The sequence below is a fragment of the Roseibium sp. AWQ4_290 genome (genome assembly GCF_056160985.1).
Genome location: NZ_JBSWYG010000022.1, coordinates 48844 through 70555 on the forward strand (window position 1 = coordinate 48844; position 21712 = coordinate 70555).

Below are 21712 nucleotides of genomic sequence, written 5' to 3' on the forward strand. Positions count from 1 at the left end.
ATTGCGCTCTGCGTTCTGATATGCCGCCTCCACAGCCCCCATAGGCGTGTGGTGGCAGCACCGCAGCAGGCGAGCCGGGGCGGCCCGCAACTGCCTTAAAAGGCCTTTCATGAAGTTTTTTTCTTGTGAAGAAATGCCTGTGTGCATTGCACACAGGATTCTGCACTTGAAAAACGTCTCTTTTTTGGCCGATTTCCGCCGCTTTACGATTCTTTGTTTTGCATTGCACAAATTGCATGTCTGTCATGCGAAGTTCGCACTTCTTTTATTTTAGAGGGTGAATTATATATTTCTCAACAACGACGCAGCCAACAAAGCGCCGCGCTCTTAAAGGAATAAGAAAATGTTAGACACTGTGCGCAAAAAGTACAGCAACTGGGTGAATTATCGCCGTGCGGTTGACGAATTGTCCCGCCTCTCAAATCGCGAACTGCAGGATCTCGGCATCTACCGCAGTGATATCAAGTTCGTGGCCCGCCGTTCAGTGAACGGCTAAGAAATTCAGATCGCGTCCGAGGGCACCCTCCTCCCAGCCTAAGGACGTGTGACACGCGGGGCATCCTCCTCCCAGTCCCGCCACGTCGAAACGACGCCCGCCAGTACCTCCTCCCACTGGCGGGCGTTCGTTTGTCCGGCTCCAGGCTTTCCTTGATCTTCGCCTGACAGGCTCCTGTCTTTGGACCGCCCCAAATCCCGCCTCTTTATTCTCGGAACCTGGCCTGCGCGCTCCGGCCTTGTCCATACCCGTTTTTTGCAGATGCGAAGTCAGTTGCCTTCAGCTATGCTCAAAATGAGTAACAGCCCGGTAAATACTGCATTAACCCTTTGATGTGATGCATTTTCTGCATATCTGCCGCGCGATTTCCCCTCTACCTCGCAGTGCACAATTTTCCTATCTTGCTTCCTGTAAGAGATGAATGGGCCAGACACCGATCCGCGGTGCTATGGCCATGAGAGAGCTAGAAGGCCTAAAATCATGATCGACTCTGTTGTTCGCAAATTCAACAACTGGAAGCGCTTTCGTCAGACCTATGACGAGCTGTCCAGCCTGACCAACCGCGAACTCGACGACTTGGGCATTGCCCGCGCCGACATTGCCCGCTACGCACGTCAGGCAATAAAGTAATAAAAGTTTCGCAGCTGGCAGACGCCTCCTCCCAGTCTTTCAGCTGCATCTCCTTCTGACTAAGTGCAGAGGGTTTTAAAAAGCGTCTGCCGGTTCTCCTCCCTCCGGCGGGCGCTTTTCTTTTGTATTCAGGCTACAGCCTCTATCGTAAACCGGGTTTCATTCGCCAGGCTCCCACGCCGTCCGGTCATGGGTTTTGGACCCGCAATTCTGCGGGCAACGGCCGCAAATTGTTGCAGCCTATGGGCTTTGCCTGTAATCAGGATCACAGATAGACAGGCCGGATTTGCTGCTTTTTAGCAGCTCATTAGAGGGCCGGCTTCAACTTCAAGGAACAAGAATGAGCCCGATCCACGTAATCGGCGGCGGCCTTGCCGGGTCTGAAGCTGCCTGGCAAATCGCCCAGGCGGGACTGGATGTTGTCCTGCATGAAATGCGGCCCGTGCGCAGCACAGAGGCCCACCAGGGTGAGGGACTGGCGGAACTCGTCTGTTCGAACTCTTTCCGTTCCGATGATTCGGAGCAAAACGCGGTCGGGCTGATCCACCATGAACTGCGCCAGCTCGGATCCCTGATCATGGCCTGCGCCGATGCCCACCAAGTTCCCGCCGGCAGCGCGCTGGCCGTGGACAGGGACGGGTTCTCCGAGGCGGTCACAAATGCGCTCGCAAACCATCCACACATCACCATTGCGCGTGGAGAAGTTGCCGGGCTGCCGCCATCGGACTGGGACAGGGTGATTGTTGCCACCGGCCCCCTCACCTCACCGGCCTTGTCAGCAGCAGTCCTGGACGTCAGCGGCGAAGATGCACTTGCATTTTTTGATGCAATTGCCCCGATCGTGCATTTCGAGAGCGTCGATCTGTCAAAGGCCTGGTTCCAGTCCCGCTATGACAAGGTCGGTCCCGGAGGAACCGGCAAGGACTATCTGAACTGCCCCATGGACAAGGAGCAATACGAAGCCTTTATCGATGCGCTTCTGGCTGGAGAGACCGCAGACTTCAAGGAATGGGAAGCCAACACGCCCTATTTCGATGGCTGTCTGCCGATCGAAATCATGGCCGCGCGCGGCCGGGAAACCCTGCGCCATGGTCCGATGAAACCGATGGGCCTGACCAATGCGCACAACCCGGACGTCAAGGCCTATGCAGTCGTCCAGCTGCGTCAGGACAACGCTCTGGGCACGCTCTACAATATGGTCGGATTTCAGACCAAACTGAAATACGGCGCTCAGGCCGATATTTTCCGGATGATCCCGGGACTTGAAGCCGCGCAATTCGCCCGGCTTGGCGGTCTGCACCGCAATACGTTCCTGAACTCCCCGAAGGTGCTGGACGGGTCCTTGCGTCTGAAAGCCGATCCACGCCTTCGCTTTGCCGGGCAGATCACGGGCTGCGAGGGCTATGTGGAGTCGGCCAGCGTGGGGTGTCTGGCCGGTCTGTTCTCTGTCATGGAGGCCCGTCAGCAAAACATCGTGCCTCCGCCGGACACAACGGCGATGGGTGCGCTGCTGGGTCATATCACCGGCGGGCATATTTCCCGGGAAAACGGAGCAGGCAAGCCCGGCTCGTTCCAGCCGATGAATGTCAATTTTGGCCTGTTTCCACCAGTAGAGGCTCCCAGCCGGGATGAAGACGGCAAACGTCTGAAGGGCAAAGACAAGGCCCGGGCGAAGAAGCTGGCAATGACAAACCGGGCGAAATCAGATTTTTCTGTCTGGATGGCGGGACTTGGGCTGTCCAGGGACGCGGCTGAATAATCTAAGGGCCGAAATACGGCGGCTTTCAGAAAGACCCGTTTGCAGTCAGCGCCCTATTACAGCCTCGCAAGCGGGGCCTTCGCGCCCCGCCAGATGATCCATTGCCGCCGCACTTGCGACAGGTCTGCCACCTGTTTCAGCGGATCAAACGAATCTGCTTCCATGCGTTTCAAATAAGGCTCGACCAGCACAAGCGGCAAAAAGGCGTTGGCGCAGTGACCAGGCACGGTTTCCTGCGCCGCCTTGACCCGGCCCAGATGGTGCCGGACATGCGCTCGCATTTCCGTCAGCACCGCTTTCAGCGCGGCTGATGTGGTGCCTTTGAACAGGCTTTCCGGGTCCAGCCCATGGCGCTCGATCACATCCTTGGGCAAATACATCTGCCGCCGGGCTGCGTGCCAGGGCAGCGCCCGCATCAGGCCGGTCAGGCCATAGGCGACGCCCGCATGGCCTGCCGCTGTCGCGGTTCCCGCGTCCTTGCCCCCATTCAGCACCAGGCAGGCCAGTTGAATGAGGCCCGACACAGTTTCACCCGTATAGCCTTCCAGATCATGCAGGCTGGGCATCGGATCATGGTAGAGATCGAAGATCCGGGCTTCACTCATGGCTATCAGGCCCTGGCGTGGCAGGCTGTAGCTGGTGAGTGTATCAAGCAGCGCATTCGCCACCGGATTGGCAGCTGCCACACCATGTTCAGTCCCCTCCAGAAGATCCCGCCACCATTGCAGCCGCACTTCTCCTGGCAAAGGTTCGGAAACCATCTCCTGCACTCGGGCCAGTTCTGCGCTATAGGCATAAAGGGACAGGATCGCGTTCCGGTAGGGGGCAGGAGCCAGAAGAGCGCACAGATAGCGGTCCCGGTCATAGAGACGGACTGTTGCTGCTGCCTGTTCGAAATCCGCCGTCACGCCAGCCCTCACTCATGCTCCACCGGACTGCCGGCCTGTCCTGGCCTTTGTCTGACAGCCCATAGTCACGCCCCCAAAGGCGCCCCCCCAATCTTTATATGGCCCTTGCCGTTTGTCAGTCGACCGCCAGAAGCGCTGCGGCCACCGCCCGTTCTTCAGACAAAAGCACATTGAAGGTGCGCACGGCCGCCCCGGTTGACATGGGGTCGGCCAGGATCTGCACGTCCCGGAACCGGTCCTTTAAGGCTGGTTGCAACGGAACCAGATCTGTGCCGGTGCCCACCAGAAGCACCTCGATCTCGGCCTGTTCCGCGAAGATGAGGTCAAACGCCTCGGCGTCTAAACCGTTGATGCTGCTGACCGGCCAGCCATAGATCCCGCTCGGCAGGCACAACAGACTACCGCGGTGAGACATGTTTGCGAAACGGAAGCCCCCATCGCCATAAGCGTCCAGCGGCGCCCGGCCCGGGAAATGGGCGTCCCTGATCTCCATGGCAAAGATCCTCTAGAAAGGCCTGCGGCCACCTTGCCCCGTGGGGTGTCCCCAGACGGACGCAAGGTGGCCAGCCGCCAGAACAACGGACAAAGGGCTGATGCTCCCCGGCCCCGGGGCGCGCATCATAGTCTTGCGGTCAGGCCGGTGCCTTAGCCTTCGAGCCTTTCTCGCCATCCCCATCCGTCGGCGACATGGCTTCCGGCCGAAGGTTCAGAAGAATCAGGAACGGTGCTGCCAGGAAGATCGACGAATAGGTTCCGATCACGATGCCGAAAATCATCGCCAGCGTGAAAGACTGGATAACTTCCCCGCCAAAGGCATAAAGCGCGAACAGGGCCAGCAGCGTCGTCAACGAGGTCATGGTCGTCCGGGACAGGGTCTCGTTGATCGACTGGTCCAGAAGGTCCAGAAGCGGACGCTTCTTGTATTTCCGCAAATTCTCCCGGATGCGGTCATAAACCACCACCGTATCGTTGAGCGAATAGCCGATAATGGTCAACACCGCCGCGATACTCGACAAGGTGAAATCGAGTTGCAGCAGCACAAACAGGCCGACGGTAATGATCACGTCATTGGCCGTGGTCAGGATCGCGCCAACGGCAAATTGCCATTCGAATCGGAACCAGATGTAGACCAGAATGGCAAAGAGGGAGGCCGCGACCGCAAGCGCTCCGGCAGTCGCCAACTCACCGGAAACGCGGGGACCAACCACTTCAACCCGACGGAAATCAACGTTGTCGTCCTCAAACACGGTCCGGATCCGCTGAACAACCGATTGCTGGGCCAGTTCGCCGCCCGGCTGTTCCTCCACCCGGATCAGCACTTCATCCGCCGCACCGAATTCCTGGACCTGAACATCGCCCAGATTGAGGGTGGACAACTCCGCACGGATGGCACCGACATCGGCCGGCCCATCCGTCTTGAGTTCGATCAGCGTTCCGCCCTTGAAATCGATGCCGTAATTCAGGCCTACGGTGAAAAAGCCGGTCAGCGAGGCAATTACAAGCAGGATGGACAGCGGGAAGCTGACCTTCCTCAGCCACATGAACTTGATATGCGTGTTATCCGGAATAAGTCGTAGCAACATTTTTTGTCTCCCGGATCAAATCGGCAGTTCGGACGGACGGCGGCGGCGGATCCAGAGCGAAACCAGCAGCCGGCTGAACGTGAAGGCTGAGAAAACAGTGGTGAAGATGCCGATGGCCAGCGTAACCGCGAAGCCGCGGACCGGACCGGAGCCGAGCTGAAACAGGATCACGGCCGCAATCAGCGTGGTAATGTTGGCATCCAAAATGGTGCCTAGCGCACGGCTGTACCCCGCATCAATGGCGGAGATGACCGAGCGGCCCGCCCGTGCCTCTTCCCGGATACGTTCGAAAATCAGGACGTTGGCATCCACCGCCATCCCGATTGTGAGCACGATCCCGGCAATGCCCGGTAAGGTCAGGGTTGCCTGGAGGACGGTCAGGGCCCCAAAGATCAGGAAGATATTGGCCAGAAGCGCCAGATCGGCAATTACGCCAAAGCGGCCATAGGCCAGGATCATGAAGATGATCACGGCAAGACCGGCAATGATCGAGGCGATCTCGCCGGCGGCGATGGAATCGGCGCCAAGCCCCGGTCCGATGGAGCGCTCCTCAATGACCGTCAACTGGGCCGGAAGCGCCCCGGCACGGAGCAGCACCGCCAGGTCATTGGCACTTTGAACCGTGAAACTGCCGGAAATCTGCCCAGAGCCGCCCGTGATCGGTTCCCGGATGACGGGCGCGGAAATCACTTCATCGTCGAGCACGATGGCAAAGGGCCGGTTGACATTCTGCTGGGTGACTTGCGCGAATGTGCGCGCACCGGACTGATTGAACCGGAAATTGACAACGGGCTCATTGTTTCTCTGGTCAAAGCTGACCTGGGCATCGACCAGATCCTTGCCTTCCAGAAGCGGCTTTTCCTCCAGAAGATACGGGATCGGCGGGTCGTCCACCGAGTAGACCACCACAGTGCCGACCGGCGGGCGGCTCTGCAACGCCTGCTGGCCCGACATGGACGTATCCACCAGATGGAATGTCAGCTGCGCGGTCGTGCCAATGACTTCCTTGAGGCGTTCCGGGTCATCTTCACCTGGGGCTTCCACAAGAATGCGGTCCGCCCCCTGGCGTTGAATGCTCGGCTCTGTCGTGCCGAGTTCGTCCACGCGGCGGCGGATCACCTCGATGGACTGCTGCACGATATTCGTCATGCGGTCCTCAAGCCCCCGTTCGCTGTAGGTGAAACGGATTAGACCGTCGTCGCCCACCGTCATTTCGAACTCGTTGACCTGCTGTCCGCCAAACAGGCTGGAAACCAGCGGATTGACGAGCGGCTGAAGGCGTTCGCGGGCTTCATCCAGACGGGTCAGGTCCCGGATACGGACCTGGGCCGATTCGCCGCTGTGTTCCCCAAGGCCGGTATATCCGATCCGCGGATCCTGACGCAGCGTGTCTCGGATGTCGCTGACCAGACCTTTCAGGCGCTTGGTCATGTAATCTTTCTTGTCCACCTCATAAAGAAGGTAGGCCCCCCCTCTGAGATCCAGGCCCAGAACCATCTGGTTCTTAGGCAGGAAATCGGGCCAGCTCTCCAGCTGTTTGGCGGTGAAGAAATTCGGCAGCGTCGTCAGGATGCCGGCGGCGATCACAAGAACGATCAGCGCGATTTTCCAACGGGCGAAATGAAGCATGATGAAGCCTTAAAAACAGCCAGGCCGGCATTGAGCCGGCCCGGCACATAGATCACTGCGCCAAATGGCGCCTTCCCAAGGGATCAGGACGTCTCTTTGGCCGGTTCGGTCTTGGAGCGGACTTCCTGAACCATGGACCGGACAAGACGGACTTTCACGCCTTCCGACAATTCCACCTGCAATTCACTGTCATCAACCACTTTGGAAACCTTACCGATGAGGCCGCCCGTGGTCACAACTGTATCCCCACGGCGCAAATTGGCCACCATTTGCTGATGCTGTTTCATGCGCTGGCGCTGTGGCCGGATGATCAGGAAATACATGATCGCAAAGATGGCGACGAAGGGCAGGATCTGAATCAGGAAATTCGGACCAGCGGCTCCGGCCGTCTGCGCATAGGCTGGGGTGATAAACATTCAACTCTCCTAAGGGGCGTTTTATCTCTCCCTCAGGAAATACACCCAAGGGTAAAACGCGCTGAATTCTAGTGGCGCGGACTATAACTGTGGCGCGCCTCATTTCAAGCTTTGGAAGCGATTTCCAGCGTACCGCTATGGGAATAATTGGCGTTTTCGAGTGACCTGCCCCATGTTAAAGCTCGCGCAACACGCTTTAGGGTCACACATGGGCCTTTTCGACAGGGGTTGCAAGAATGATGACCGCGCAAAACGACCTTGCAGCGTTGAACGCAAAACTCGATTCTCTGATCGAGTTGATCGGCCGGGCCGTGCCTCAGCGCCCAAACCTTCCCGACTGGTCCGCCGCGGATGCCTTTGTCTGGGTCCCTGACCCGGGAGACCTGCATCCGGTCGCTTCGGTGAACCGGGTCGACATCACTCTCTTGTGTGCGGTTTCCCATGTCCGCGATCTGCTGCTGGACAATACCAGACGCTTTGCGCAAGGCCTTCCGGCCAACAATGCTCTTTTGTGGGGCGCCAGAGGCATGGGCAAGTCGTCCCTCGTCAAGGCGGCCCATGCGGCGGTCAACCGGGAGCGCGGTACGGACAGCCTGAAGCTGATCGAGATCCACCGGGAAGATATTGAAAGCCTGCCAAAGCTGATGGCGCAGATCCGGCCTGCCCCCTTCCGCTTCCTTCTCTTTTGCGACGATCTCAGCTTTGATCATGACGATACGTCCTACAAATCGCTGAAAGCGGTTCTGGACGGCGGCATTGAAGGCCGGCCGGACAATGTCATCTTCTATGCCACCTCGAACCGGCGCCATCTCCTGCCCCGGGACATGATCGAGAACGAACGCTCCACCGCGATCAATCCGGCAGAGGCCGTTGAAGAGAAGGTCTCTCTCTCCGACCGGTTCGGACTGTGGCTCGGGTTCCACAAATGCAGTCAGGATGATTATCTCGATATGGTTCGCGGCTACGCCGCTCATTATGGCCTCACAATCGAAGATGCTGATCTCAAGGCCCGGGCCCTGGAATGGTCCACCACACGCGGCAGCCGCTCCGGTCGGGTGGCCTTTCAGTTTATTCAGGATCTGGCGGGACGGCTGGGCGTCCCCATGTCCTGAAAGAGCCCGGCTGTTTGGCCCAGCCCCGAACCAACATGTGGACGGATAGAAAAGTCTAACCCTTACCCCTTGGTCCAACAGGGTATTCTGGGTTTGGAGACGCATTAAAAATCAGAATTGAGTATGAAACTGCGACGTCCCCGGCCCTGCTGTGCCATCAACGTCATACCAGCCTCACCAGATAAGACCCTTTTGGATGGATTCTTCAGGTTCGCTGGCAAGGCAAGGCGCGCAGACCGACCTTGTTGGGCCGGGCAAGCGGCGTGACACAGCGCAGCGGGCCTGAAAGAGCCTCCAAAGGCCACGACATGAGAGCCTTCCCCCGTGTTGCACGTCCTAGACGATGCCCCATATCGCCCTGTGGCATACTCCTTGCTGAACGCTCTCAAGTCACGGTCCAATAGGGTCTTATTTACTCAGGTTGGAATAAATCGCCCGAGTCTTAACCGCAATCTTGTCAATCTCCAGTGCTTATCGTGCAAACAGTCCTTCGCTTCACGGCAAGCGAAAACCTAAACGGGCGGAAAGTGTGAATTTGCGGCAGGCGCGAGCCGGTCAGCCTCTTGGGCAAAAAGCTGACATTCGTGAAGTGGTCCAAGAGGTGTTCATGCTGCGCCACCGCTTGGCGGTAGAGAGCCCAATCTGCATTTTTCTGCACTTGGCACGGACGTCCGAGCTTTAGGAACTGACCCCGTTTCGTTGGTCCCATCAGAAACATAAACGGCGCCCCAAAAAACTCACTAACCCACCATTCTGAGTACCAGATGCTACAGCGAACACGCCAGCGTTTGTCATGGAAAAGAGTTTTCATCCGACCAGCCCGGAGCAGGGGCCATCGTCAATTCTGTTGCGGCACTTGAATCAGGGTCCAAATAAACTGCCTTTCAACAGGAAAGCCGCTGACGACGTCGTCGTCCTTGAGCAATAGGTAATTTTCGAGTCCTGGAAGTCCGTCGGCGATATCCTCGGTTTTGAAGCCAGGCTTAATTCTCTTCGAGATTTCCCACAGCAAAGCCCACAATTGGTTTCGGTTTTGGCGGTCCCCACCCCGACTGATCTTTCCTAGAGCCCCCCTCGCGGACCTAAGCCAATTCCAAGCTGATGCGGGAACGCGTTGATCCCGACTGCGGAATTGAAGGATTAGGAACAGAAGCGCAGCGCCGGCGCGAGCCTGAACAATGGTGCGGATGTCCTTCCCGGTAAAATCGTTTATCCGGCGACCCCTTCGTGGGTCCGAGAAATCAAAGCACTTGCCAATTTCGACTATGATCTTGTCGCTTGTGCTTTCATCAATCCTTTTATTCGGCTCGCGAAACGCTTCAAATAGATAAGTCCACGCGATTTCGGCATGGGCAATAGACGCTTCAAGGTCGTATTCGAGGCGTTTAAGGTCGTCGGCGACGCGCCTCAGCGACACTCGCAACCTCTCGTCACTGACCGCCGATTGGGAAATCTCTTCATTCGTTGAGCTCATGACCAATGCCCGCTTGGCCAAGGCATAAATCAGGTTTGCACGGCAATGAATCAATGTTTCGGTTGGTCCAGGGTCTCGGCCCTTTTCATTGACCACCAGATCGGCCAATTCGATGGCGACATTCCAAAGGCCGCACTGCAAAGCAATGGCCGCGGACGCGAGGATTACCTGCTGTGGATCTTGGGGGTTCTTGGTCAGCTTGCTGAGTTGTTTGCCAATATCGCGTTCCTGGCCAGAGGCCAGGGCGCCTATTACCCTCTTGGCGATGGCATGCGGGCCGGATTGCTGGTTGCCGGTATCCAGCCGCACCCCTAGACCGAGTCTGGACCAGGTTCTGGCAGATTCGAGGTTGGAAAATATCTGATAACTCAATGTGATATAGATGTGAGCACAGGCCAGCTTTCCTGCGGCGTCAAGCTGTGTTTGCTCATAGTATTTGCCGACGGAGCGTTGCCTGTCCAGGCTCACCTTTTGCAGGATGTCCTGCACACCTTCCATCCAGAGCTGATAATGGTCGAGAATCAGGTTCTTGTTCAGGTTGACCGAGTTTTCGATCAGCTGCGTCCAGACTGAGCGGATCCGGTCCATCGTGGTCTCCGTGTCCGGCAAGTCGAAATAGTACTTAAGCAACACTCTGTTCCGGCGTTGGAATTCAGGATCGACGTCCTTTTCGCGGAATCGTTTGGCAAGAGCGGTCGCGATTTCATGCAGCCAATCCAGTCGCCTGTCACGGTCGCGAGGGTGGACTTCTTCCAAGGCAAAATGTGAATCGATGGCCTGCTCGATGGCATCAGTTCCGCGCGTCGTGCCAATGAAATTGTCCATGTCGTGAATATTGCCAAGCGGGATGTATTGCCGCGCCGAGCGGACGATTGGTCCTTGAGGGCCATCAGGGTCGTCCGGTTGCCTGCGTCTCGCGGCACGCAGGATTTTGGTGTCGGTGGTCAAAAGCACGTAGCGTGCGCTCGTGCCATGATCCCTGAGATAATTATTGATGGTTTCGATCCGCGCAAGGCAAACGGCATCGGTCATCAGGTTGCGGGATTTATGCAGATCCGGTCCGACCTCGTTCTCAAGAGCCTTTGACCAAACTTCCACAAGCGCGGGATCGGGGTTGCTGACATCCAGTCCGCGGAAATACGGGCCAAGCGGCAGAGGATACATTTGATCACGCTTGTAGATGAGATCATGCAACAGGCGGTAAGCCCCCAGACCTTCGATACCGTAGGTCTCGAATATCTTTCGAAACCAAGTATCGGCTGTTTTTGCCAGCTTGCGATCGTCCAATTTGGCTAGACTTATGGCTCGATCGAACCTGACGAGATCCTTCCTCAGCCTAGTCGCGGTTTCCTTGGATAGTGCTGCCGACCCTTCGTGCAACTCGTCGCGTGCGCGCTGAATCTGCGCAGTGAACTCTTCAATATGTCCGGCGTCCATGAAAGTTTTGATCCTGCCTCTCCCGGGCAATGCGCCTTCAAAAATGAAATGCGCCGAGATAATGGCAATGAAATTGTCGACCGAGGATTTGAGCGACTTTGGCAATGCGCGGGTGGATGCGACCTCCTTGGTCGGCTGGAAATAAAGGTGTGCGACGTTGGAATCGAGCACGTAAAGCAGCCTGCGCGACGGGTGTGCGGGGTCTTCGACCCATTCGCAGTCCAACCGACTTTGCCGGATCGCACTTCGAAATTCGATCAGCTCGATAAAATAATCGAGTTCCCGGACCCTGGAGGTATCTTGGGAAGTTATGGTCACCGTGCAAAGACCGCGATATCGGGCAACGGAAGTTTTCTCACCAATGCCTTCAAGGGCGCGCGGAAAGCCTCTTCCATCGCGCGATCACGGCTTTCCGGTATCCGCGCCCGGGGCATGTTTTCCAAGGCGGCGATGTCCTCAATGACCGCCTCTGGCACCGGACCTTCGGAATCCCGTGACGCAATCCCGTCATGCGAGAAGTCCACTAAATCCGGGTTATCCTCAGCCGCACGGTCTTCAATTGCTTTTTGCATCTGAAGCAATTCAGGCAAATCGCGTATCGGCGTACAGCGATCTGCCCCCTCCCACAGTCGATCGACGATACCCGTCCAATTGGAATCGATCTTTTCCAGCTCCAAAGACTCTTTCAGCACATGAACAAATCCGGTGCGCAGCCGCCCTCCCGGCAAGAATTCCGGCATACTAGGTTTAAGATAGTCGTCAATGGCGTTGCAAAGTTTGTGTTTCATGCGCGCGCTCAGCATACCACCGAAGCCGCTGACAGATCGATCTGGGATTTCGGCAAAGTAGTAGGCCATACGGGCTGGGCCTTCTCCCTCATTTTTCTTGGCATACCAAAAGGCTCGATCTTCCTTTTCATTGATCTGCTCTGGCTTGCTCGCGATCTGCGTCAAAACGGATTTCATCAGCATCTCGGCGCTTACCTTCTGGCCAATGAGATTTTGTTTCAGTGTATTGCTAACATGGAAGCCTAGCTCTTCCGAGCTGCGACCAGCTATTGTCGACTCGACCCTATTCAGGCGCTCGAGCGCCCGCGTTGCAGTGTGAAACATCTCTGATAAATCAAGCTCTCTGCCGCTCATCGCGCGCAAAAGGGAGGCTTCGGCTGACTTGATATCAGGCAGGCTGTCGCGTTTGGGGAACTCCGGACACTGATGGTGTATTTTTTCCAACGCGCGTTCGACATCGTCGCGCAGGCGCGGGTTCAGCTGGAACAGCCGTGGGTTTCGTCCAGGCCCGTCTTCGGTAACCGTCCCGCATTGTTCCAACAGGGTCAGGCCAAGGGATTCCCACCGATGAAACTGAACGCGCAGTGATGCGGCAGACCTGCGAGTCTGCCGTGCAAGATCTTCGTAACCGAATTTGTCCGCAACAAGTAAGGCGTTCAAGAGGTCTCGATTCCTTAGTTGAGCGAGCTTTTCAAAATGGGTGTTTGTGAGGGGCATCGGCTCTGCCTTTCGATACCTATTTTATATTACGTTACAACTTAAGGTAATGTAATATAATTGTCAAGAGTCTTGCAACCTCGAGACTTTTCTAGAAATGCAAAGATGAAAAGGGCCGCGAGTTTGTAAGACAGTCCCGAATGCAAGCTGCGGCATCGTCGAGTGTCTCGGCCACCCGCATTTCGTCGAGAAATTCGGCCAACTCGCGCTGTTGGCGCACCCTCATCTGTTGACCAGCTTCATCATTGGTCACATCAAAGATGATCTGGAGGCCGGATATAAATTTCGCGCGCTCCTCCTTTACTAAATCCAGCAGATTAAGTTTCAGCGCGACGCGTCGGGCCCAGATCTTGGATTCAAGCCCACCTCGGTCCTGAACATTCAAGTTATCGGCAAGCTCTATGAGATGCTCCCAGCAACGGAATCCACGAGGCACTTCATCACGCCAGAGGACCTTGCGCTCAGAGCTCATGTCGCTGGGAAGATCCTGCGACAGGCGGGCATCAGTGCGAAGCTGAGCCCCTTTGGCGATATCAGCTCCCACAAGGTTGGGCACATCCTTGGCGTTCCGCGAGCTGTCCTTAATAACATCCAAAATAGCGGCATCCATGAAACCTTCGGAAAAGGCCAGATAATCTCCATCATTCAGGGGACCTTTCTCGTTGGCCAGTTGCGAAAACAAATGCACCCCGATTTCGTGGGCAATAACCCATTCGTAGGCAAAGGCCGTCGCTCGATCACAGGGGTAAGGAATCTCTACGATGATCCTGCGCGAACGTTGAAAATCCCCATAGGGAGAGGGGTTGAATTCGGGGTGCTCCCTCTTTTCGGACGTCACTTTGCCCTTGACCCGCGGCATAGACGCAAAGTCGTACCCCATCTGACTGGGCGCGTTGGAGGCGATGGTTTCAATCTCGATGTTCGCATGCACGCGCGGAAACTCGCCGACGACGTCCTCGTAGACATGCTCCAGAACCCGCACCACCCCTTTAGATTCTTCAACGAAAGTTCTCAAGACCGGCCCGGGTTCCGCCCGCTCACCACCATCACTATACCATTCATCGTGTTTGAGGCGCTCGGAACGCCCAAACAAGTAGTAATTATCCACGATGCCAAAGATTTCCTTCCAGACCAGAACGAACTTGAGCCATTCGACCCCGGGTCCAGCATTCTTCTTGGAAACTTCATGGGCTTCGCGCAGCTTTTCCATGAAAGCCAATCGAGTTTCATTCGGTTTGGGTTTCTTCGCGTTCTTTGCGTAGAATTCCATCTGGGCAGCCAGGGATTTGAGATATCGCCTGGTGTCGGGGTGAAGATGTGGGGCATTCACATCAACGATGTGGTCTCGCCAGATGGCACGCGCAATACCAAGACACAGCCGCGCAATAGCCAGCCCGTCGGGATCGCATCGTCTGAAATAAGTCGTCAGTCCCATGGAGTGAAGGAGTTCTGAGCCGTAAGGGTGGGTACAGATTCACGAATGATCGTCATCTTTGACGTCAATTCGCGCGGTACGGGAATTGCGCAATCTACAGGCCACAAGCTCCCAGATTGCGTCCACGGTCTTCTTGCCGAAATGGGCGCCACCGGCCGTCGCCGCGCTTGTCAGGAAAATAATTAAAAGCGTTTCGGCGCCTGTGGGGTGCTCTTCCCTTAGTTCAAAATCCTTGGCGCTGGGGACAGCTTCCCCAGGCTCTGGTTCATATTCTTCCAACGCCGCTTCGACAGCAATTTTCAGTTCCTGTTCAGCGTCCGGTTTTTCGGCATCCGCTGACTTTGCCCTCAAGGTAAAACTGCCAAGCTTAATTTCTTTGGTCATGGAAATATCCTCCCCCGGAAAGCAAAAGATTGTAGTGAATTTCGGACGCAATTCAACCTTTTGGAGAAAAAATCACGTTTTAAGGGCATTGACAGAGATTTGCTAAAGAGGGGTAGCGGCTTTTTTTGAGAGGCCGTTTCTTCTGGTGCACGTTGCCGAGGCGTACGCTTCGCCGACGACCCATGCGTTGGACTGTTCTACCCCGACGTTCCATGAATTCCTGATCCGGCAAGCTACTCATTGTTAAGCGAGCCCTTCCTGGCACCCTAGAACGTCGTCATGCTCAATTGGTTTTTCCCGGATTTGTGCCGCATTTTGGCGGTCTTCAGCAAACTAGACCTAGGGTTGAAGGAAACTAAAGTCCGCTTTGTCCGCTGAGCTGATTTTGGATCGGTTCAGCACCGAGTAAATGCGGCGAACGTCCTAATTCGATAGGTGCGTCGCGGCATCCAGCTCGTTCGTCAAGGTCGCCTTTGGGCCGGAAGCGACGGCGAGCCTGCCAGGCGCGAATGGCAGTTTCGCGAAATGCCGGAGCCTAAACATGCATGGCAACAAATAGCTGCCCTGGATCAATGCTCTCGCTTTTTCTAAAGGCACGTGAGCCGATCTGCTTGTGACCAGATTCAGGGTATGGGCCCGGCCGTTTGGCCGGGCTTTCTGTTTTTAAAAAAAATGCTTCAGCGTTGCGGCAGGTGTTGCAGCGGATCGACGGGCTTGTTGCCCTTGCGCAGCTCGAAATGCACTTGCGGCTGGCTCACGGATCCGGTCGCCCCAGCCAGACTGATCACATCCCCACGGCGGATCTTGTCGCCGCGCTTGACCTTCAGCTCGCTGTTATGGGCATAGGCGGACACCCAGCCATCGCTGTGGCGCAGCAGAACCAGATTGCCATAGCCCTTCAGCTCGTTGCCGGAATAGATAACCGTGCCATCTCCGGCCGCCTTCACCGGCGTCCCCTCTGGCACCGCCAGGTTTACGCCTTCGTTCTTGCCACCGCCCGGCTTCGTGCCGAAATCCGAAATGATGCGCCCGCGCACCGGCCAGCGGAACATCTCGGTCGACACATCCGCATCCCGTTGGATGCTGGCCACAACCGGTGTCTTGATCGGCTCGGTCGGTTTGGCTTCCTTGGTCACAGCAGGGGCCGGCAGGGCTGCCTTTTTCACCGGCTGAGACGGAGCTGCAACGGGCGCACTGGACTTAGCGGATGTCTTGGCCGGGGTCACAGTCGCGATCGACGCAGTGGTCACAGGCCGGGTATCATAGGCAGGTTTGCGCTTGGGAAGGGCACTCACCTTCAGAACCGCAGGCTCAGCGGCAACCGTCTTTGTTGTGCTGATCTGTGCAAAGGTTGGCTGACGTGCAGGTTTACGCTCCGGATGGGGAGCGATCCCGGTCGTTTTCGTGATGGTTCCCGTGACAACCTGCTCATTGCGGGCAACAGCAGGAAGTTTCACCTTGCCGGTTTCGCCTTCCGTCGTGCTGGCGAGCCCGTTCCGGTCCGAATAGACATAGGTCGGGACGACGAGCGATTGCCCTGCCCGAACCTGACTCGGATCGCTGATACCATTTACGGATGCGAGCGCCTGGACAGGAACACCATAGCGGCGGGCAATAGAATTCAGATTATCGCCCTGGCGGGCCTGGACCCGCGTCCCTCCAGTGGCCGTCCAGCCTTTCCAGTCTTTCCCAGGTGCGGTGGCAGCCACTTCAGGTGCAGGCTGTGCGGCAACGGGCGCTGCGGCAGGTGTTGACTTGGCGATCACAGGCGCTGGCAGAGGCGCTGACTGGATACTCGCGGAGGAGCTGGAGATGGAGCCCGTCGTTACCGGCCCCGACCCGGCCGGTGGCAACCCGGCACTGGTTCCACCGGGCCCGTTGGCGATATCCTGGTAACTCGGCTGATCGGGTGCCTTGCCGGCCAATATTTCGCGCTGATTGTCCGTATTGCCCGTATAGAAGGGCGGCTCACCGAACCGCTCAACGGAGCCGGAGCATCCTGCAAGAAAGGCCGCAACCAGAGAAACTGTTGCCGCTTTACCAAGTAGATCCCCGCGGAGGGTACGCATCCGCTTCATCATCGCCTTACTCATACCGCTAACAATGGCTGTTATGGTTAAGAGTAAACGCCAGTAAGGTTTATAAAGACTGAAGAGCGGACATGTTTGCCGCAAAAACCTGCCTGATTTCAGTCCTTTTCACCTCAAGCAACCGGAAAAAGGCTGGCTTCATAGTAAACAAGGCCGCAAATGGCCGGAGCGCGATTCATTTTTTTGGTCTCGATTCGCCCACCGGTAGTCTCTTGAAAAGAAGACCCGTCACAGGGTCTTGGCAAGTCCGCTCTGGAGCATGACCGTCCGCAACGGAAGCAGGGTTTCCGCTGTCATGACATTTTCGGATTTTGTGAACCGGATCAAGGATTGCAGCTGGTTTTTCTTGCCCACGGGCGCAACAAGCAAACCGCCGGGTTTGAGCTGCTGCACCCAGGTATCAGGAATGCTGTCTACCGCAGCCGTTACCACGATCCGGTCAAAAGGGCCTTTCTGTTTCAGGCCTTCGAACCCGTCCGCCTGAAGCGGCGTAACATTGCCCAGCTTCAAGGCAGCGAAACGGCGTTTTGCCAGGTCGCTCAAGGTGCCATAGCGGTCGATCGTGTACACCTGCCCGGCCAGATGCGCCATCACGGCAGCCTGATAGCCGGAGCCTGTCCCGATTTCGAGCACGGTTTGGCCGGGGTCAATCTTCAGCGCCTGCACGGTCTGGGCCACCATGGAGGGAGATGCCATGGTCTGACCGCATTCAATCGGCAACGCCGCATCCTCATAGGCAAGGCTGTGATGGCGGGCGGACAGGAACAGGCGTCTTGGCACCCGTTCAATGGCGGCAAGCACGTTGCGGGCCCCAATGCCCCGCCGCCGCAAGGCCAGAACCAGGGCGGCGCGGGTCTCCGCCTCATCCGGCAAAGCGTTTGAGAGCGGTGTCCGGTGCGTGCCGGGCGGAAGGCCGGCCATATGGAACTCTCCTGTCCTAGGACTGGGTCAACGCATCCGTAAGGTTCGTGACCAGATCATGTGCCGTCAAATCTATGCGTAACGGCGAAACGGAGACATATCCATCCGCAATTGCCTGAAGGTCAGAATTATCAAACACAGATTTGCCGCGCTCCCGGAAGCGCAGCCAGTAGTAAGGATAGCCGCGTCCGTCATGGCGCTCGTCCAGCAACAGGCCGCTTTGTTCGTAGTGGCCTTGAACGGTCACTTTCACACCTTTGACCGCCTTCGGCGCGCAGGCAGGAAAGTTGACATTCAGAAGGCTGTAAGGCGGCAAATCAAACTCAACGAGCTTTCTGAACAGGTCCGGCGCATGGGTCTCGGCCACTGCGAAATTCGGTTCCGCCTTCACGTCCCAGTCATAGGACTGGGAGACGGCAATTGAGCGGATGCCGAGAATCGCCCCTTCCATTGCTCCGGCCACCGTGCCTGAGTAAGTTACGTCTTCAGCCAGGTTCTGCCCACGGTTGATGCCGGACAGAACCAGATCCGGGCGCCCGGGCAAAACCTTGTGCAGCCCCATGATCACACAGTCCGTCGGTGTGCCCTTGACTGCAAAATGCCGGTCATCAAGGGACCTGAGCCGAAGGGGATCACCAAGGGTCAGAGAATGGGCCACCCCGCTCTGGTCGGTTTCAGGCGCCACAACCCAGACATCGTCGGACAGGGTCCGGGCGATCCTTTCCAGCGCGTCGAGACCGGGGGAATGGATACCGTCATCATTCGTAATCAGAATACGCATGGCTGTGCTGTCCTGGAAGCTGAACACACTGCGCCCAACCGGCGCAGCAGAAAGAGTTCGAAAAGCGGCGGGCATACACCCGCCGCCTCGGAAGTCGCCCGGACGGGCTTAGCCGATCCTGTCCAGCCCGCCCATATAGGGCCGTAGAACGTCGGGAACCGTAACCGACCCGTCGCCATTCTGGTAATTCTCCAGAACCGCGATCAGGGCCCGGCCAACGGCAATCCCGGACCCGTTGAGTGTGTGCACATGCACCGTCTGCTTGCTGCCGGCGGGCCGGTAGCGGGCATTCATGCGACGGGCCTGGAAGTCCCCACAGACCGAACACGAGGAGATCTCCCGGTAGGTGTCCTGCCCCGGCAGCCAGACCTCAATGTCATAGGTCTTGCGCGCGCCAAAGCCCATGTCTCCGGTGCAAAGCGTCATAACCCGGTAATGCAGACCGAGTTTTTGAAGCACGGTCTCCGCACATCCGAGCATACGCTCCAGTTCGCTCAAAGAATCCTCCGGCCGTGTGACCGAGACCAGCTCGCATTTCTGGAACTGGTGCTGGCGCAGCATGCCCCGCGTGTCTCTGCCGGCAGACCCGGCTTCGGAGCGGAAACAATAGGTCAGCGCGCTCACGCGGAGCGGCAAGGCCTCTTCGGCAAGGATTTCTCCGGCCACCAGATTGGTCAGCGGCACTTCGGCGGTCGGAATCAGATAGTGATCCGTCGTAGCCTTGAAGAGGTCTTCCTCGAATTTCGGCAGCTGGCCGGTGCCAAAAAGCGGGTCGGCATGCACCAGCAGCGGCGGCGAAACTTCCGTATAGCCGTTTTCCTGGGTGTGCAGGTCGATCATGAACTGGCCAAGCGCCCGTTCCAGCCGGGCGATCTGCCCTTTCAGAACGACAAAGCGCGATCCGGAGAGTTTGGCCGCCGTCGCAAAATCCATGGCTCCAAGCGACTCGCCAAGCTCGAAATGCTCCTTCGGCTTTTCGTTGAACGTGAAGACGGGCTTTTCCCCATGGGTCTTCAAAAGCACGTTGCCCGCTTCATCCGCCCCCTCCGGCACATCGTCATGGGGAAGATTGGGGATCACGGCCATGGCCGCCTCCAAGGCGGCATTGAGCGCGCGCTCCTCCTCCTCGCCTTCCTGGATGAACGCCTTGATCTTGGCGACTTCGTCGATCAGTTCCTGGGCACGGGAATCGTCGCCAGTCCCTTTCGCCTTGCCGATTTCTTTCGAAGCGGCGTTGCGGCGCTCTTGCGCATCCTGGAGCTTGGTGATGTGTGACCGGCGGGAATCGTCCAGAGCAATCAGTTTGGCGGCAGAAGCTTCATAGCCCCGTTTTGCCAAGGCTTCGTCAAATGCGTCTGGGTTTTCCCGAATCCATCTAATATCAAACATCTTCGCTTTCCGAACGACGGTCGTTGTCAACACATCCGTCCGCCCGGCTGGCGTTCCCGCATGAGATGCAGCCTATTGGGATCAGGCGGCTGCGTCTTCCGCCTCACGCTCTGCTTCCCGCTGCGCGCGCTGGCGCTCCACAAACCTGACGGACAGGATGGAGACTTCGTAGAGAAGCAGTGTCGGGAGTGCAAGGCCGATCTGAGAGATCGGGTCCGGAGGTGTCAGAATTGCGGCGGCGGCAAAAGCGCCGACAATGGCATATTTGCGCTTCTTCTTCAGATCTTCTGACGACACCAGCCCCGCGCGTCCCAGAAGCGTGAGAACCACCGGCAGTTGAAATACAAGACCAAAAGCAAAGATCAGCAGCATGATCAGGCCAAGATATTCGCTGACCTTGGCCAGATGCTGAATGGCGACCTGTCCATCCGTTGCCAGCTGTTCCTGAGACAGAAAAAAGCCCATTGCCATGGGCATGACCAGAAAATAGACGAGGCTGGCACCAATCAGGAAGAGGATCGGCGTTGCGACCAGAAACGGCAGAAAAGCGCCTCTCTCATGCTTGTAGAGCCCGGGAGCCACAAACATGTAGATCTGGCTGGCGATCACTGGGAAAGCCAGAAACAGCGCGCCAAACAGCGCCAGTTTGAGCTGGGTGAAAAACCATTCCTGGGGGGCGGTGAAGATCATTTCCACCGGATGCCCTTCCCCGACAGCGCGCAGATAGGGAAGTGTCAGAATGTTGTAGATGTCTGTGGCGAAATAGAAGCAGATGACGAACATCACCAAAATCGCCGCAATGGACCAGATCAGCCGCTGGCGCAGTTCGATCAGATGTTCGATCAGGGGCGCCTTTGAGGCGTCGATGTCATCCTGGCTCATGCCTTAACGTCTTCCGTCACCGGCGGCTGGGCCGGACTGTCCATTGATGCAGGGGGCGGCGCTGGCTCCGGCGATGTTGCGGCCACCTGAACAGGGCCATCAGCTGCCGCATCTGAGCCGTCTGCTGCAGGAGAAGCGGCGCTCCCGCCGACAGTCGGATTGCCGGTTGCGGACGCCGGTTTGCTTGTCATTGGCCGGGAAGCCTTTTGCGCGGCGTCTCCCTCAATGGATTTCTTCAGATCTCCCAGAGGATTGAAATTCGCGGCATCCTCGACCTGTTTTTTCATGTCGGCAATGTCGGCCTGCTGCTCCGCCTCGCGCAAGGCATCATTGAACGTGGACTGGAACTCCCGCGACATGCGCCGCATCTTTCCAACCGTCTGTCCAAGAGTGCGCAACATGCGCGGCAGGTCTTTCGGACCTACGACGATGATCGCCACACAGGCAATCACCATGAGTTCGGTCCAGCCGATATCAAACATGAGAACCTTCGTCCCTTAGGGAGACGCGATGCAGATCAGGATCAGCTCGCTTTGGTCTGATCTTCCGCTTTCGCAGACGGAGCTGTGTCAGCGGCCTGATGATCGATTGTCTTCGGCGCTTCAGCAGTGTCGTCTTCGGCCATTCCTTTTTTGAAGCTTTTGATTCCCTTCGCGACATCGCCCATCAATTCGGAAATCTTGCCACGTCCAAACAGCAAAACCACCACAACCGCGATGATCAAGATCTGCCAGATACTAATGCCCATACGCCAAACTCCTGATAATTGGCTTTAAAGCCCTTCGGCCCTTGTACAAAAACGGATGAGACCGCGCAACATACACTCGAACAACATTTTTCGCCGTCAGACGAAGTGATGATGGTCCCGGCAATCCGTTTGC

Annotated in this window: 20 protein-coding genes; 4 read left to right on the plus strand and 16 right to left on the minus strand. The window is 57.1% G+C overall.

From position 1 onward, the window contains the following. Positions 1 to 343: 343 nt before the first annotated feature. From ACXAH0_RS20465 to trmFO, 3 genes are all read left to right on the plus strand, one after another. The gene (locus ACXAH0_RS20465) at positions 344 to 496 is read left to right on the plus strand and encodes a DUF1127 domain-containing protein (protein WP_475173078.1); all 153 of its coding nucleotides are present in this window, start codon (positions 344 to 346) and stop codon (positions 494 to 496) included. A 480-nt stretch (positions 497 to 976) separates the two neighbouring features. Further along, the gene (locus ACXAH0_RS20470; RefSeq protein ID WP_475173080.1) at positions 977 to 1126 is read left to right on the plus strand and encodes a DUF1127 domain-containing protein; all 150 of its coding nucleotides are present in this window, start codon (positions 977 to 979) and stop codon (positions 1124 to 1126) included. 340 nt (positions 1127 to 1466) lie between these two features. Further along, complete coding sequence (gene trmFO / locus ACXAH0_RS20475; protein WP_475194690.1) at positions 1467 to 2885, plus strand: methylenetetrahydrofolate--tRNA-(uracil(54)-C(5))-methyltransferase (FADH(2)-oxidizing) TrmFO; 1419 nt, start codon at positions 1467 to 1469, stop codon at positions 2883 to 2885. A gap of 56 nt (positions 2886 to 2941) precedes the next feature. Here the strand turns inward: trmFO and ACXAH0_RS20480 are convergent, their stop codons facing one another. The 5 genes from ACXAH0_RS20480 to yajC all read right to left on the minus strand — a co-directional run bounded on the left by ACXAH0_RS20480 (position 2942) and on the right by yajC (position 7421). After that, positions 2942 to 3805, minus strand: coding sequence for a phytoene/squalene synthase family protein (locus ACXAH0_RS20480; protein ID WP_475194693.1), 864 nt, complete (start codon positions 3803 to 3805; stop codon positions 2942 to 2944). Positions 3806 to 3908: 103 nt separating this feature from the next. Beyond that, positions 3909 to 4286 carry an Mth938-like domain-containing protein gene (locus ACXAH0_RS20485; RefSeq protein WP_475173087.1) on the minus strand — a complete coding sequence of 126 codons (378 nt, stop codon included), beginning with the start codon at positions 4284 to 4286 and terminating at the stop codon, positions 3909 to 3911. 139 nt (positions 4287 to 4425) lie between these two features. Next, a complete protein-coding gene (gene secF, locus ACXAH0_RS20490; RefSeq protein WP_475173088.1) occupies positions 4426 to 5376 on the minus strand; it encodes a protein translocase subunit SecF in 951 nt (316 codons plus the stop codon). 15 nt (positions 5377 to 5391) lie between these two features. Beyond that, entirely contained in the window at positions 5392 to 7005 is a 1614-nt protein-coding gene (gene secD, locus ACXAH0_RS20495; RefSeq protein ID WP_475173090.1) for a protein translocase subunit SecD, read from the minus strand. An 83-nt stretch (positions 7006 to 7088) separates the two neighbouring features. Then, complete coding sequence (yajC, locus tag ACXAH0_RS20500) at positions 7089 to 7421, minus strand: preprotein translocase subunit YajC (RefSeq protein ID WP_475194696.1); 333 nt, start codon at positions 7419 to 7421, stop codon at positions 7089 to 7091. Positions 7422 to 7660: 239 nt separating this feature from the next. Here yajC and ACXAH0_RS20505 point away from each other — a divergent pair, with 239 nt between their 5' ends. Then, positions 7661 to 8533: an ATP-binding protein gene (locus tag ACXAH0_RS20505; RefSeq protein WP_475173421.1), complete on the plus strand. Its 873-nt coding sequence runs from the start codon at positions 7661 to 7663 to the stop codon at positions 8531 to 8533. An 838-nt stretch (positions 8534 to 9371) separates the two neighbouring features. Here the strand turns inward: ACXAH0_RS20505 and ACXAH0_RS20510 are convergent. The 11 genes from ACXAH0_RS20510 to ACXAH0_RS20560 all read right to left on the minus strand — a co-directional run bounded on the left by ACXAH0_RS20510 (position 9372) and on the right by ACXAH0_RS20560 (position 21579). Continuing rightward, a complete protein-coding gene (locus ACXAH0_RS20510) occupies positions 9372 to 11762 on the minus strand; it encodes a hypothetical protein (protein ID WP_475194701.1) in 2391 nt (796 codons plus the stop codon). Beyond that, a complete protein-coding gene (locus tag ACXAH0_RS20515; RefSeq protein WP_475194704.1) occupies positions 11759 to 12949 on the minus strand; it encodes a hypothetical protein in 1191 nt (396 codons plus the stop codon). Before ACXAH0_RS20515 ends, ACXAH0_RS20510 begins: the two co-directional genes overlap by 4 nt. A gap of 91 nt (positions 12950 to 13040) precedes the next feature. Further along, entirely contained in the window at positions 13041 to 14384 is a 1344-nt protein-coding gene (locus ACXAH0_RS20520; RefSeq protein ID WP_475194707.1) for a hypothetical protein, read from the minus strand. Between the two features lie 39 nt (positions 14385 to 14423). Continuing rightward, positions 14424 to 14819 (minus strand): hypothetical protein, encoded by a 396-nt coding sequence (locus ACXAH0_RS20525; RefSeq protein WP_475194708.1) that lies wholly within the window; start codon positions 14817 to 14819, stop codon positions 14424 to 14426. A 626-nt stretch (positions 14820 to 15445) separates the two neighbouring features. After that, on the minus strand, positions 15446 to 16837 hold the full coding sequence (locus tag ACXAH0_RS20530; protein WP_475194712.1) for a peptidoglycan DD-metalloendopeptidase family protein: 1392 nt from the start codon (positions 16835 to 16837) through the stop codon (positions 15446 to 15448). Positions 16838 to 17086: 249 nt separating this feature from the next. Continuing rightward, entirely contained in the window at positions 17087 to 17779 is a 693-nt protein-coding gene (locus ACXAH0_RS20535) for a protein-L-isoaspartate(D-aspartate) O-methyltransferase (protein WP_475194716.1), read from the minus strand. Between the two features lie 16 nt (positions 17780 to 17795). Next, complete coding sequence (surE, locus tag ACXAH0_RS20540) at positions 17796 to 18560, minus strand: 5'/3'-nucleotidase SurE (protein WP_475194718.1); 765 nt, start codon at positions 18558 to 18560, stop codon at positions 17796 to 17798. A gap of 108 nt (positions 18561 to 18668) precedes the next feature. Further along, on the minus strand, positions 18669 to 19949 hold the full coding sequence (serS, locus tag ACXAH0_RS20545; protein ID WP_475194721.1) for a serine--tRNA ligase: 1281 nt from the start codon (positions 19947 to 19949) through the stop codon (positions 18669 to 18671). 81 nt (positions 19950 to 20030) lie between these two features. Then, positions 20031 to 20831, minus strand: coding sequence for a twin-arginine translocase subunit TatC (tatC, locus tag ACXAH0_RS20550; RefSeq protein WP_475173109.1), 801 nt, complete (start codon positions 20829 to 20831; stop codon positions 20031 to 20033). Beyond that, complete coding sequence (gene tatB, locus ACXAH0_RS20555) at positions 20828 to 21313, minus strand: Sec-independent protein translocase protein TatB (RefSeq protein ID WP_475173111.1); 486 nt, start codon at positions 21311 to 21313, stop codon at positions 20828 to 20830. Before tatB ends, tatC begins: the two co-directional genes overlap by 4 nt. A gap of 41 nt (positions 21314 to 21354) precedes the next feature. Continuing rightward, entirely contained in the window at positions 21355 to 21579 is a 225-nt protein-coding gene (locus ACXAH0_RS20560) for a twin-arginine translocase TatA/TatE family subunit (RefSeq protein ID WP_475173114.1), read from the minus strand. Positions 21580 to 21712 lie beyond the last annotated feature (133 nt).